The sequence below is a fragment of the Luteimonas abyssi genome (genome assembly GCF_001482195.1).
Lineage (GTDB): Bacteria > Pseudomonadota > Gammaproteobacteria > Xanthomonadales > Xanthomonadaceae > Luteimonas > Luteimonas abyssi.
In genome coordinates, this window is sequence record NZ_KQ759763.1 from 470,994 (window position 1) to 484,987 (window position 13,994).

At 69.4% G+C, this 13,994-nt stretch carries 10 protein-coding genes; 3 read left to right on the plus strand and 7 right to left on the minus strand.

All coding sequences use genetic code 11. From position 1 onward, the window contains the following. Positions 1-83: 83 nt before the first annotated feature. From RG19_RS01830 to RG19_RS18110, 6 genes are all read right to left on the minus strand, one after another. Complete coding sequence (locus RG19_RS01830) at positions 84-899, minus strand: SDR family NAD(P)-dependent oxidoreductase (protein WP_082672418.1); 816 nt, start codon at positions 897-899, stop codon at positions 84-86. A 2-nt stretch (positions 900-901) separates the two neighbouring features. Then, positions 902-2,383 (minus strand): dihydrolipoamide acetyltransferase family protein, encoded by a 1,482-nt coding sequence (locus RG19_RS01835; RefSeq protein WP_058833767.1) that lies wholly within the window; start codon positions 2,381-2,383, stop codon positions 902-904. Further along, positions 2,376-2,729, minus strand: coding sequence for an SH3 domain-containing protein (locus tag RG19_RS01840; RefSeq protein ID WP_058833768.1), 354 nt, complete (start codon positions 2,727-2,729; stop codon positions 2,376-2,378). The genes RG19_RS01835 and RG19_RS01840 overlap by 8 nt, the downstream gene beginning before the upstream one ends. Before the next feature lies 1 nt (position 2,730). Then, positions 2,731-3,774: an alpha-ketoacid dehydrogenase subunit beta gene (locus RG19_RS01845; RefSeq protein WP_058833769.1), complete on the minus strand. Its 1,044-nt coding sequence runs from the start codon at positions 3,772-3,774 to the stop codon at positions 2,731-2,733. Next, complete coding sequence (gene pdhA / locus RG19_RS01850) at positions 3,771-4,844, minus strand: pyruvate dehydrogenase (acetyl-transferring) E1 component subunit alpha (protein ID WP_058833770.1); 1,074 nt, start codon at positions 4,842-4,844, stop codon at positions 3,771-3,773. The genes RG19_RS01845 and pdhA overlap by 4 nt, the downstream gene beginning before the upstream one ends. A gap of 280 nt (positions 4,845-5,124) precedes the next feature. Continuing rightward, the gene (locus RG19_RS18110; RefSeq protein ID WP_082672419.1) at positions 5,125-8,691 is read right to left on the minus strand and encodes a pre-peptidase C-terminal domain-containing protein; all 3,567 of its coding nucleotides are present in this window, start codon (positions 8,689-8,691) and stop codon (positions 5,125-5,127) included. A 244-nt stretch (positions 8,692-8,935) separates the two neighbouring features. Here RG19_RS18110 and RG19_RS01860 point away from each other — a divergent pair, with 244 nt between their 5' ends. The 3 genes from RG19_RS01860 to RG19_RS01870 all read left to right on the plus strand — a co-directional run bounded on the left by RG19_RS01860 (position 8,936) and on the right by RG19_RS01870 (position 13,190). Continuing rightward, the gene (locus RG19_RS01860; RefSeq protein WP_058833772.1) at positions 8,936-9,787 is read left to right on the plus strand and encodes a tryptophan 2,3-dioxygenase; all 852 of its coding nucleotides are present in this window, start codon (positions 8,936-8,938) and stop codon (positions 9,785-9,787) included. Positions 9,788-9,913: 126 nt separating this feature from the next. Then, positions 9,914-11,488 (plus strand): AbgT family transporter, encoded by a 1,575-nt coding sequence (locus tag RG19_RS01865; RefSeq protein WP_058833773.1) that lies wholly within the window; start codon positions 9,914-9,916, stop codon positions 11,486-11,488. 121 nt (positions 11,489-11,609) lie between these two features. Further along, on the plus strand, positions 11,610-13,190 hold the full coding sequence (locus RG19_RS01870; RefSeq protein WP_058833774.1) for a peptide MFS transporter: 1,581 nt from the start codon (positions 11,610-11,612) through the stop codon (positions 13,188-13,190). 183 nt (positions 13,191-13,373) lie between these two features. Here the strand turns inward: RG19_RS01870 and RG19_RS01875 are convergent, their stop codons facing one another. Continuing rightward, the gene (locus tag RG19_RS01875; RefSeq protein WP_058833775.1) at positions 13,374-13,934 is read right to left on the minus strand and encodes a Dps family protein; all 561 of its coding nucleotides are present in this window, start codon (positions 13,932-13,934) and stop codon (positions 13,374-13,376) included. Positions 13,935-13,994 lie beyond the last annotated feature (60 nt).

Genomic DNA, 13,994 nt, shown 5'->3' on the forward strand with positions numbered 1-13,994 from the left:
CGTGGTCCGCACACCATGCCGGATCCCGCTCGCGGAGGGTGCGAACGCGGTCGCGGTCGCAGGCAGGGCGACACCGCGCGGGGTCAGGCGCCGAGCGACTGCCCGCCGTCGACGGCCAGCACCTGGCCGGTGATCCAGGCGGCCGCCGGCGAGCACAGGAACAGCGCCGCGGCGGCGACATCCGCCGGGTTCCCGAATCCGCCGAAGGGGATGCTGTCGCGCACGCGTGCGTACAGCGCCGGGTCGTCCTGGCGACGGCGCTCCCACAGGCCGCCGGGGAACGCGATCGAGCCCGGTGCGACGGCGTTGACGCGGATGCGCGCGCGCGCGAGTTCCGCGGCCAGGGTCACCGTGTAGTAGTTCAACGCGGCCTTGGCGGTGGAGTAGGCGACCGCGCGCGGCGTGGGCTGCAGCGCGTTGATGGAGCTGACGTTGAGGATCGCGGGCGCGTCGCCGGCGCGCAGGTGAGGCAGGGCGGCGCGGTTGCAGCGCACGGCGGCCATCAGGTCGAGCTCGAAGCCCGCCTGCCAGGCCGCGTCGTCGGCGCCGTGGGCGAGTGCGGAGGCGTTGTTGACCACCACGTCGATGCCGCCGAGCGCGGCGGCGGCGGATTCGACCCAGTCGGCGATGGCCGACGCGTCGACCAGGTCGCAGACCTGCCGGTGGACGCTGCCGCCATGCGCCGCCAGCCGCTGCGCGGCAGCCTCCAGGTCGGTGCCGCCGCGGGCGCACACCGACACCGAAGCGCCGGCCGCGGCGAACGCCTCGGCGATCGCCAGGCCGATGCCCCGGCTGCCGCCGGCCACGAGCACGCGCCGGCCACCGTGCGGGCGCGCCGGCTGCGCCGGTCCGGCGGGAGCGGGATCGGCGCGATCGTGGAGGTCGCCCGGTGCGGTCATGCTCAGTGCGGGCGCGCGAGGTCGTCGAGCAGCGCGCGCAGGAAGCGTGCGGCTTCGCCGCCGGTGCAGGCGCGGTGGTCGAAGGTCAGCGACAGCGGGATCACCTTGTGCGATTCGAAGCCGCCGATCACCGGAGTGATCTGGTGGCGCGCGCGGCCGGCGGCGACGATCGCCACGCACGGCGGCACGATGACCGGTGTGGCGTAGCGGCCGGCGAACATGCCGAAGTTCGACAGCGAGATCGTGTAGCCGGTGAGTTCGCCGGCCGGCAGGCTGCGGTCCAGCACCTGGGTGCGCAGGCGGTTCACGCCCTCGCGCACGCCGGCGGCATCGAGCACGTCGGCGTTGCGCAGGGCGGGCACGAACAGGCCGTCGTCGGTGTCCACGGCGATGCCGATGTCGACGTGCGGGTGCAGGGTGCGGGTGAGCTTGTCGCCGTCGAACCAGGCGTTGAGCGCGGGCACGGCCGCAGCGGCGGCGCAGATCGCGCGCACCAGGCGCACGGTGACGTCGTTGCCGGGCGTCCAGGCGTGGATGTCGGCGTCGTCGGTGAGTGTGGTCGGCACCACCTTGGCATGGGCGTCGGCCATGACCCGGGCCATGTTGCGGCGCACGCCCTTGAGCTGTTCCGGTTGCCCGCTGGCGGAGACCGACGGCGGCTGCGTACGCATCGGCTTGCCGGATGCGGACAGCGCGGTGCGTTCGTGTTCGCTGCGTCCGCGCGCGGAGGGCGCGGCTCGCGCGGTCGTTCCCTCGCCCGAAGCGGGTGTCGCGGCCCGCCCGCCTGCAACGGGCGGGGACGCTGCATTGCCGCCGGTCGAAGACGACGACCGGCCCGCCGGTGCGCTGCCGTCGGCTGCGGCCTGTTTGACGTCGGCCATGGTGACCACACCATCGGCGCCCGTGCCGCGCACCTGTGCGATGTCGACCTTGAGCTTGCGCGCCATCGCGCGCACGGCCGGCATCGCCTTGACCCCACCCGCAGCGCTGGCGCGCTCCGCGTGTACGGTGTCGGAGGACTGCATCGCGCCGACCACGGTGCCGCTGTCGGCGCGTTCGCCACCCGCCGAGGATTTCTCCTCGGGAGGCGCGTCGTCACTGGCGTCGATCGCGCCGCCCTCGGTGGAGGCGACGACCTTGTCGTCCGGGGCGGGGTCGGGCTGGCCGACGCCCTTGCCGGGCTTGGGCGGTCCGTGGTGATGGCCGGTGTCCTGGCCTTCGGCACGCTGCGGCAGGTCGGGATCGATCTCGAATTCAGCCAGCACCGCGCCGGTTTCGACGATGTCGCCGGGGTCGCCGGCGAGCTTGAGCACCTTGCCCGACACGGGCGAAGGCACGTCCACGACGGCCTTGGCGGTCTCCATTGAGACCAGCGGGTCGTCGAGTCGGATGACGTCGCCGACCTGGACCGCCCATTCGACGATGGTGGCATCGGGCAGGCCTTCGCCGAGATCGGGAAGCTTGAAGGATTTGGTGTCAGCCATGGTGGTCCTCGGATGATGCGATGACGCGTTTGGGTATCCAGCCGGTCGCGCCGGCGGCGTTGCGAGCCCACCACCAGCCGGCGAGCGCTTGGTCGAGCTCGACCCGCTCGCCGGCCGCGACGGAAAGCTCGCGGGTGTCGTAGTCGTCCAGCGCGGTGGCGGTGCCGTGGGCGCGATCGAACAGGCTGGCCGGCACCCAGCCTCCGTCGCCGGCGGCGTTCACGGTCCAGACGAAGTCCGGCCATTCGGTGTCGCGCTCGCCCAGCGTGACCTGCTCGCCGACGCGGATGCGGATCGGCGGCCGGTCGGGCGGACGATGGTCGGCGAGGATGCGCGCGCGGCGCACGTCAGCCCGCCGCCAGGGCCCGCTTCGCCGCCTCGACCACGCGCTCGGTGCTGGGCAGGTACTTCATCTCCAGCCGGAACAGCGGGATGTGGGTGTCGTAGCCGGTGACGCGCTCGACCGGGGCGAGCAGGTCGTACATGGATTCCTCGGCCAGACGGGCGGCGATCTCGGCACCGAAACCGGCGGTCTTGGCGGCTTCGTGCACGATCACGCAGCGGCCCGTCCGGGACACGGACTCGGCGATGGTGTCGAAATCCAGCGGTTTGAGCGTGGCCACGTCGATGACTTCGGCGCTGATGCCATCCTCGGCCAGGCGGTCGGCGGCTTCCAGCGCCTCCTTCACCTGAGCGCCCCAGCTGACCAGGGTGACGTCGGTGCCGTCGCGCAGTACGTAGCACACGTCCAGCGGCAGCGCCTCGCCGTCGTCGGGCACGAGCTCCTTGTACTGGCGGTAGATGCGCTTGGGCTCGAAATAGATCACCGGGTCGGGCTCGCGGATCGCCGCCAGCAGCAGGCCGTAGGCGCGCGCGGGCGACGACGGCATGACCACGCGCAGGCCGGGCACGTTGGTGAAGATCGCCTCGTTGGCCTCGCTGTGATGCTCGGGGGCGCGGATGCCGCCGCCCCACGGCACCCGCAATACCATCGGGCAGTGCAGGCGACCGCGGGTGCGTGTGCGGAAGCGCGCGGCATGGCAGACGATGTGGTCGACCATCGGGTACATGAAGCCGTCGAACTGCGCTTCGGCGACGGGCTTCATGCCTTGCAGCGCCATGCCGACGGTGAGGCCGGCGATGGTGGTCTCGTCGAGCGGGGTGTCGAGCACGCGCTCGGAACCGAACCGCGCCTGCAGGCCAGCGGTGGCGCGGAACACGCCGCCGTTGACGCCGACGTCCTCGCCCAGCACCACGACGCTGTCGTCGTGGCGCATCTCCCAGGCCATGGCCTGGGTGATCGCCTCGATCAGGGTGATCGGGGTGTCGGTCTTCGCCGCCGTATCGGCGCCGGTCTCGGCGGCGGGCTTCGCATTGGTCGCCACGTTCATCGGCGCGCCTCCCGGGCGATGGCCGCCTCGCGCTGGGCGAGCAGGTCGGCCGGTGGGTCGGCATAGAGATAATCGAACATCGCTTCGACCGGCTGCACCTTGGATTCGAGATAGGCATTGATCTCGACGTCGATGCGCTTGCCGCAGTCGACGGCCCAGGCCTTTTCCTGTTCCTCGTCCCACAGGCCCTGGGCGGTGAGCCAGGTACGCAGGCGGGCGATGGGTTCCTTGTCCCACGCGGCCTTGACCTCGGCTTCGTCGCGGTAGCGGCGCGCGTCGTCGGCGGTGGTGTGGTCGTGCAGGCGGTAGGTCATGAATTCGATGACGCTGCCGCCCTCACCGTTGCGGGCGCGCTCCATGGCGCGGCGCATGCCTTCGAGCACGGCGAACAGGTCGTTGCCGTCCACCTGCAGGCAGTGCAGACCGCCGGCCAGACCCTTTTGCGCCAATGTCTTCGCGCCGGTCTGCGCCTTGCGCGGCACCGAGATCGCCCAGCCGTTGTTGATGATGCACTGGACGAACGGCAGCTCGTAGGCGCCGGCGGAGTTGATCGCGGCGTAGGTATCGGTCTTGGAGCTGCCGCCATCGCCGCAGCAGGTCACCGCGACGCGCGGTTCGTTGCGCAGCTTGAACGCCAGCGCGGCGCCCGCGGCGTGCAGGCACTGGGTGGCGATCGGCACGCACCAGGGCAGGTCGTGGCGCGGGATCTCGAAGTCGTTGCCGCGCTCGTCGCCGCCCCAGTACATCAGCACTTCGCGCGGATGCACACCACGCATGAACTGGGCGCCGTACTCGCGGTAGCTCGGGGCGAACAGGTCTTCCGGGCGCATCGCGGCGCCGATGCCGACATGGGTCGCCTCGTGCCCCAGGCAGGCGGCGTAGGTACCGAGCTTGCCGGTGCGCTGCAGGGCGATCGACTTGCTGTCGAAGGTGCGCACAAACAGCATCTGCTTGAACAGTTCGAGGATGCGCCCGGGGTCTGCGATGTCCTTCGGCGGTTCGGCGACGAAGCGTCCGTCAGGGCCCAGGTACTGCAGGTATTCGATTTCGAAGGTGGCGGCGACTGTCATGCGTATTTCCAGTTCTCTGCGCGCTCCACGGGGCCGACGATGATAGCGAGCGGCCCGTAAAGTCCCGTTGCGCAATGCGTCATGACAGCGGAGCGGTCGGCGTGGCATCGCGGGGGGGTCCGGCACGTGTGGTGTGCAGGGATGCCGCGCCCCGGCCGCCGGGGCGCGGGTCATCGCGGCGCACGAGGTGGCGTTTCGGTGCGGCCCGGAAACGAAGAACCCCGGCCGAAGCCGGGGTTCCGTCGACCGCCTCGGAACAGGCGGGGTCTGGTGGCCGGGCCTACTCGACCCAGTGCCCGCTCAATGTGAGCCGGGCGAAGGGACGCACGCCCTCGACGCGCACGTACCACGTGCCCGCGGCCGGCGTCGCGACGTGGACGACCTCGTTGTTGCCCGGGCGGGCCGAACGGGCGTCCCAGTCCTGCGCGGTCGGCTGTTCGCCGTGGCGCAGGGTAAGGGTGACGTCGCCGCTGCCGCCGTAGGTCTGCACCCGCAGTTGGCGGCCCCCGACAGTCACCTCGATGCGGTACATGAGCGCGTCGCCCGCTTCGCCGGACAGTGCTGTCACCGGCACGCCGTTGGCGAGTGCGGGAAGCGCCTGCGGGTCGTCCACGACCGTCGTGCGTGCCTGTGCGGCGTTGTCCGTCTCGTCCGGATCGGCGGTCTGCGAGGTGGCCGCGACGGCCAGGGTCACGGTGTCGCCGAGTGCGGTGTCCGGTGCAGTGGCGGCGAGACCGAACACCGCGTCCGCATCGGCGTCGAGGATGTCGACCGTGCAGGCGACGGTGGTGGTGTCGCTGCCGTGGGTCGGCGTATCGCAGCTCCAGCCTGCCGGGGCATCGACCTCCAGGTCGGGCAGGGCGAGGTCGAACGCGAAGCCGACGCCGGCGAACGCCGCGGCATCCGGACCGGCGTTGGTCACGGTGGTCGCGAACACGAGTGGGGTGCCGACGATCGTCTCCGCGTTGGCGGCCTCCGCCTGGACCGACAGGTCGGCGAAACGGACCGGTTGCAGCCGCACCAGCAGCAGCACCGGATCGTGGTCGGCCAGCCGGGTCGGCGTATCGGGCTCGTTGCGCGCGATCTCCGGGAAGTCGGCGTTGATGCGCGCGTGGCTGACGTCGTAGCCGGCGACCAGCGGCGAATCGATCAAGGCCTGGTTGACCAGGATGTGGTCGATCGATTGCGCCTGGTAATCGAACACGAACGAATAGCGCTCTTCCGGATCCGCATCGAGGGTGACGTTGCGCAGCACCGGGTCGACCAGCACCGCGCCGTCGCCGTCCACGGCGGTGGTCTCGTCGGCCGACGGCAGGCCGGTCACCGTGCCCATGGCGTCGACGAGGCCGTCGTTGAACTCGAACGCGTTGAAGTCGCCCAGCACCACCAGTTTGCGGGCAGGGTCCGCATCCTGCAGGCCCTGTACCAGGCCGGCCAGGTACTCGGCCTGCGCGTGACGCTTGGCACGCACGCGTGCGCCGGTGCTGATCCAGCCGGCGCTGCCGTTGGTGTCGTTGTCGACCCCGCTGAGCGAGCGCTGATGCACCACGATCACCGCCAGCGGCAGGGTGCGTCCATCGGCGAATTGCACGGTGGCGTCGAGCAGCAGCGGCGGACGGTCGTTGAGCGTGCTGGTCGAGCCGTCCGGATTCTGCAGTCTTTCCTCGGCGCCGTGCTGGGTGACGCCGTGGACGTCCACGCGCGCCGCGCCGGCACCGTTGTCGCCACTGCGGACCAGGAAGCCGACATCGATGCCGCCGATGTCGAGGCCTTCCTCCAGCCAGGCGACGTAGCCCGGGTCGGGCTGGCCGGCGGCGACGGCGTCCTGGTTGATGCGCCCGGCCAGCCGCTGCAGTACGTCCAGGTTCTCCACCTCGGTCACGCCCAGCACGTCGGGCATGTGCAGATAGCCACGGATGCCCAGCGACGCCTTGGCGAGACGCTGCTCGATCGCCTCCGGGGTCAGGACCGGCTCGCCGATGGTCGGGTCGTCGATGTCGTCGAAGAAGCGCTCGAGGTTGTAGGCGGCGAACGTCGCGTGGTCCGGATCCGGCAACTGTGCCGGGCGCGGTTGATCGGCCCCGTCGCACTCGACCTGGAGTTCGGCTTCCGGATAGATCGTGAAACGGCGGAACGTGTAGTCGAGCGGCCCGACCAGGCTGCCGTCGACGATCCGGCAGCCGACGGCGAGGTTCGCGGTCGGGGCGCCGATCGTGGTGCTGTTGACCGCGATCAGTTCCGGATTGAAATCCCAGCGCGGGATGTCGGTGGCGGTGCTGCCCAGCGGCTCGGGATCGAGCAGCGGGATGCCCGGCTCACGGAACGGGCGTGCGGTGCCGGTGACCACGACCGCGAAGCGGCCGTTGCTGGTCGCGCTGGCCTGGCGCTCGTTGACGTTGCCGCCGGTGGGCGCGACCACGGTGAAGCTCGGCGCGGTCACGCGCATGCCCTCGAGGTGCTCGAGCTGGTCGAGGCCGCCCTCGGCATTGGGCACGGCGGTGGTCAGGACCACCGGTGCCGGCAACGGATGCCCGCTCGACAGCGCGATCACGCTGGCATCGGTGATCTCGGTCAGCGGCAGCTGGTGCGGGTCGGCGGCCGGCACGTACTCGATCACCGTGCCCTGCACGAGAACGCGGTTGCCGACGGCAGCGGCATCGGGCGGCGTGCTGGAGGTGAACACGAACACGCCTTCGGAGGTCATGGGATCGCCGTCGTCCTCGCCGTCGGCGGTCTGGATGAAGAAGCCGTTGTTCTTGCGCCCGGTGACGATGCCCTCGGTCGCCACGGCCTGGCCCTCGTAAGGCGAGCGACCGCCACTGCCCTGGATCGCATGGATCGGCAGGGTCACGACGTCGTCGTTGAGGATGGTGCCCGTGGCCTGCGCGCGCTGGATTTCGGCGCCGACCGCATTCGACAGGTCGACGAAAAAGGTCTCGTCGGGTTCCGGCGTGGTGTCGCCGACCACGTCGACGACGATCGTCTTCGAGCGTTCGCCCGCGGCGAAGCGCAGCGTGCCGGACTTGGCGACATAGTCGTTGTCGGCCACGGTGGCGGTGCCGTCGGCGGTGGCGAAGTCCACGGTCACGCCGTCGGCGTCGGCCGGCTGGTTGAGCGTGACGGTGAAGAAGAACGGAGTGAGCCCGCTGTCGCCCTCGGCCGCGGCGGTGTCGGCGATCGACAGCCACAGGGTGCCGCCGCCTCCGCAGGGCGCGTACGGCGTCTCGCCGTTGCGCGGCCCGGGTGCGCGTGCGCCGAAGTCGCCGGCGTTGTCGTCGGTGTCGCGGCAACCGTCGTCGCCGCGCCATGCGGCATTCGCCGCCGACAGGACCGGCGCCGGACCGCTGCCTTCGAAATAATTGGCGCCGCCGAAGCCGACCAGGTCGAGGATGCGATCCTCCTGGGTGGCGTTGCAGGGCGTGCTGCCGCCGTTGCAGCCGAGGCCGGCGGTGCCGTCGACCAGCGCGACCTTGCCGGCGCTGGCGGACATGTTGATGGTGCCGCTGGCGTCCGGCGTGGGCAGAGCCGCGCCGGTGCTGCCGCCGGCCAGACCGATCAGGAAGTACTGGCCGGGCAGCAGGGTGGTCGCCGGCAGGACGACCAGTTGCCCGGCGCCGCTGCCGAAGTTGCCGGTGCCGGTTGCGCTGGCGTACTGCAGCGAGGTGCCGCCCAGCGGGACCGGCGTGTCGCCACGGTTGAACAATTCCACGTAATCGGCGTTGTACGCCGCACCGCTGTTGCCGCCCGCCCCGTAGATCTGGCTGACGACCACCTGCGCCTGGGCGGTTCCCCCCAGGGCGCACACTCCCCCGATGGCCAGCAAAAGCCGGCCCATGAGCCTGCGCATCGCGCTTCTCCCCTTGAAAGACCACCCCCTGCCGGACCGATTCTGCAACGTTCCCGTGGCGGCTGCATGACGGGGGGCGATGACCGGGGAGGGTGAGGGCCGAAGCCGCGGCTGTTCACCGCCGGCCGCGCGTGGCGACGCGTCGAACCGCGGCTTCGCGTCAGCGGACACCTGGCGCGGCGGCGCGTTCGATCGATCGCACCGCGTCCGGAAGCGCCTGGCGCGATCGGTTACCCTTCGCCGGATGAGCACCGAACGCAATGCGCGGCCGCTGGAGGACGGGATCCATACCGACCTCGACGGCCGGACCACCTATGCCGGCTATCTGCGCCTGGACCGCCTGCTGGCCGCCCAGGAGCCGCTGTCGGTTCCCCCGCATCACGACGAGATGCTGTTCATCGTCCAGCACCAGGTCTCGGAGTTGTGGATCAAGCTGATGATCCACGAATTGACTGCCGCCGCCGCGCATCTGCGCCGCGACGAGGTCTGGCGCTGCCGCAAGGTGCTGGCGCGCTGCAAGCAGGTGCTGCGCCAGCTCACCGAGCAGTGGTCGGTGCTGGAGACCCTCACCCCGTCGGAGTACATGGAGTTCCGCGAGGTCCTGGGGCCGTCGTCGGGCTTCCAGTCGCTGCAGTACCGCACGGTGGAGTTCCTGCTGGGCAACAAGAACGCCGACATGCTGCGGGTGTTCGGTCACGACGCGGCCGGCCAGGCGCAGCTGCGCGAGACGCTGGAGGCGCCGAGCCTGTACGACGAGTTCCTGCGCTATCTCGCGCGCTGGGGGCACGCGGTGCCCGCCGCGCACCTGGAGCGCGACTGGTCCGAGCCGCACGCGATGGACGAGACGCTGGTGCCGGTGTTCGAGGCGATCTACGGCGACACCGACCGCCACTGGCGCGAGTACGCGCTGTGCGAGGATCTGGTGGATCTGGAATCCCAGTTCCAGCTGTGGCGGTTCCGCCACATGCGCACGGTGATGCGGGTGATCGGTTTCAAGCGCGGGACCGGCGGTTCGAGCGGGGTGGGCTTCCTGCGCAAGGCGCTGGAGCTGACCTTCTTTCCCGAACTGTTCGAGGTCCGGACGCGCCTGGCCTGACGCGCGGTCTGGCCGGACCGCGTGCACGCGCGGAGGGCCGTCCCTAGGCGTGCCGGGGGCGGCGGATGTTCGCGGGGCTGCTAGGATGCGGGCCTGTCATCGCCGACGATCAGGGGATTCCCGAGCATGAACCAGCCAGGTCCGGAGGCCGCGCCGACGCCGCGCGGCGGCATCGCCCGTTTCCTCGATACGGTCGAGCGGGTAGGGAACAAACTGCCCGATCCGGCGATTCTGTTCCTGGGACTGATGATCGTGGTCTGGCTCGTGTCGGCGTTGCTGGCGCAGGTGAACTTCGCCGAGATCGATCCCCGCAGCGGCGAACCGATCCAGATCAACAATCTGTTGGCCGGCGGCAGTCTGACCGCGTTCATGGCGACGATGGTGTCCACGTTCGTCACCTTCGCCCCCCTGGGGGTCGTGCTGGTGGCGATGCTGGGGCTCGGGGTTGCCGAGCACACCGGATTCATCAATGCATCGCTGCGCGCGATTCTCTCGGTGACGCCGAAGATGCTGCTCACACCGGTCCTGATCGCGGTGGGTATCTTCAGCCACGTGGCGGTCGACGCCGGCTATGTGCTCGTGATTCCGCTCGGTGCTGTGATTTTCTATGCCGCCGGACGGCATCCCCTGGCCGGCATTGCGGCAGCGTTTGCGGGTGTCTCGGGTGGCTTCTCGGCCACCTTCATCCCGTCCAGCCTCGATCCGCTGCTGGCGGGCCTGACGCAAGAGGCGGCCCGGATCATCGATCCCGCGATGGTGATCAACCCGCTCAACAACTACGTGTTCACCACCGCGTCGACGGCGTTGATCGTCCTGGTTGGCTGGTTCCTGACCGACCGGATCATCGAGCCGCGGCTGAAAGGCACCGTCGTCGACGGCGACATGAGCGAGATGCCGACGATGGAGCACCTGTCGCCGCGAGAGCGGCGTGGCCTGGTTCTGGCGGTGGGCTCTGCGCTGCTGCTGGTGGCCGCCTTGGTGGCGACCAGTCTGCCGCTCGGTTCACCGTGGAGGGCTCCGGCCGACGCGGCCAGCGGTGCGGGGGAACTGCTGGTGGCGTCCGCGCCGTTGATGCAGTCGATCGTGCCGTTGATCTTCGTGGTGTTCGTGATTCCGGGCATCGTCTACGGCGTCGCGGCCGGTACGGTCCGGACGCACCGGGACGTGGTCGAGGGCATGAGCAAGGCGATGAGCGGCATGGGGTATTACATCGTCATGGCGTTCTTCGCTGCGCAGTTCATCTACGCGTTCGGACAGAGCAACCTCGGCGCGTTGCTGGCGATCAAGGGCGCCAACGGCTTGCAGGCGATGGGCCTGCCGATGGGGGTGACGCTGATCGGCATCGTATTGCTGTCGGGGTTCGTCAATCTGCTGGTGGGTTCGGCGTCGGCGAAGTGGGCGCTGATCGGCGCGATCATGGTGCCGATGCTGATGCAACTCGGTATTTCGCCTGACCTCACCCAGGCGGCCTATCGGGTCGGCGACTCGAGCACCAACATCATTACCCCCCTGCTGCCGTATTTTCCGCTGATCGTGGTGTTCTGCCAGCGCTACGTGAAATCCAGCGGTATCGGCACGTTGCTGGCATTGATGCTGCCCTATTCGCTCACTTTGCTGGTGGTGTGGACGCTGTTCCTGCTGGCGTTCTGGGGACTCGGCCTGCCGCTGGGGATCGGTTCGAGCTACCGCTACCCGGGATGATCCCGGATCGCAAACCGACTGTTTTAGTCACTCTCTTCCCTGAATAGGGGGGAGAGGGCTAGCTTTGCGCGTCGATCAGGCCGCCCACGGGGCGGCCGCTTACGTCAGGAGTCTACCCGCCTTGTCCAGCAATCCCTACGCCGCCGAGGAGCAGAAGACCATCCTCGGTCATCCGCGCGGCCTGTTCGTGTTGTTTTTCGCCGAAATGTGGGAGCGGTTCTCCTACTACGGCATGCGCGCGCTGCTGATCTTCTATCTCGTCCAGCACTGGATGTTCTCGGATTCCGAGGCGTCGGTGATCTACGGCGCGTACACCGCGCTGGTCTACATCGCGCCGGTGATCGGCGGATATCTCGCCGACCGGTATCTCGGCCAGCGCAAGGCGGTGCTGTTCGGCGCCGTGCTGCTGACCTTCGGTCATTTCCTGATGGCGTTCGAGGGCGATGGCGGGCAGGGGGCAGCCGAGCTCAACATCTTCTGGCTGGCGCTGGCCTTCATCATCGTCGGCTCCGGCTTCCTGAAGGCCAACATCTCGGTGATGGTCGGTCAGCTGTACCCGCGCACCGACATCCGTCGGGACCCGGCGTACACGATCTTCTACATGGGCATCAACCTGGGCGCGTTCCTGGGCTCGCTGATCGCCGGCTACCTCGGCCAGACCTACGGCTGGGCCTGGGGCTTCGGCGCTGCCGGCGTCGGCATGCTGCTGGGGCTGATCGTGTTCATCATCGGCAAGCCGCTGCTGATGGGCCGCGGCGAGTCGCGCGATCCCGAGCGCCTGGCGCGCCCGGTCGCCGGCATCAAGTTCGAGTGGCTGCTGTATGCCCTCGGCTTCGCCGCGGTGCTGCTGGTGTGGTTCATGATCCAGCACCAGAAGCTGGTGGGCTTCCTGCTCGGCGGTTCCGGCGCGGTGCTGGTCGGCTACGTGCTGTACACGTCGGTGTTCCGGCTGCCCAAGGAAGACCGCGACCGCATCCTGGCGGCGCTGTACCTGATCCTCGGTTCGATCCTGTTCTGGGCGCTGTTCGAACAGGCGGGCGCCTCGTTGAACCTGTTCACCGACCGCTCGGTGGACCGCACGATCTTCGGCTGGGAAGTGCCGGCGTCGATGTTCCAGTCGCTCAATGCGGCCTACATCGTGTTGCTCGGACCGGTATTCGCCTGGTTGTGGACGGCGCTCGCGCGACGCGGCATGGAGCCCTCGGCCCCGGCCAAGTTCTCGCTCGGCGTGATCCAGGTCGGCCTGGGCTTCCTGGTGCTGGTGGCCGGCGCGCACGCCACGGGCGCGGGCAACATGACGCCGGTGATCTTCATCTTCCTCATCTACCTGATCCACACCACCGGCGAGCTGTGCCTGTCGCCGGTCGGGTTGTCGGCGATGAACCGGCTGACCCCGGCGCACATGGCCAGCCTGATCATGGGGACCTGGTTCTTCGCCGCCGCCACCGGCAACTTCGCCGCAGGCCTGATCTCGGCCGCCACCGGCGGCGAGGGCGCGGGGCCGGAGCGGGTGCTGGAGGTCTACAGCAACGTCGGCTGGCTGGCGGTGGGCGTGGGCATCGGCATGTTGGTGATCTCGCCGTTCGTGCGGCGCCTGATGCACCTCGATACGTTGCGCGACGATGAGCCGGTCGCGGGCGAGCCCGGCATCGGCGAGCCGGCGGCGGCGGGCACCACGGTCGAGGACGCGGGCAAACGCTGACGCGGTTCGCGCGGTTTCGCCATAACAAGGGGGCGGCTTCGGTCGCCCCTTTTTTGGGTCTTCTCCCGGGCGAGAACGTGTCGGCTGCGGCGATGCTCTGCGCGAAAAAAGGCCCCGCGGCCAAACGGCGCGGGGCCTTTTCGGCGACCCGTCCAGGGAGGCGGGTCGGTCGCGCCGGCAGGCTTACTGCAGCAGCGAACGCAGCATCCAGGCGTACTTCTCGTGGGTCTGCAGGCGCTGGGTCAGCAGGTCCTCGGTCGGATCGTCGTCGCCGTCGTCGGCCACGTCCAACGCGGTCCGTGCACTGCGGCAGACGGCTTCGTTGCCCTCGACCAGTTGGCGCACCATCTCACGCCAGTCCGGTGCCTTTTCCAGACCCGGCTCTTCCTTGATCGAGGACAGCGCGATGAACTCCCCGTACGAACCGGGCGCGTTGAAGCCCAGCGCGCGGATACGTTCGGCGATGTCGTCCAGCGCGTTCCACTGCTCGGTGTACTGGTCCTCGAACATGTTGTGCAGCGCGTTGAACATCGGGCCGGTGACGTTCCAGTGGAAATTGTGGGTCTTCAGATACAGCGTGTAGGCATCGGCGAGAAACACCGAAAGGCTCTGGGCGATCTTCTTGCGTTCCCTGTCCGGAATCCCGATATCGATGGCCGGCGCCTTCGACTGCGGTGAGGGCGAGGCGGCCGGATGCGGCGCCTTGGCGCCGGACTTCTGCTTCGGGGACTTGCTCTTGGCCATGGGAAGCTCCGGTTGGGGATGGAAAGCGGCCACAATACGTCGGCCTTCGTAGCGGATATG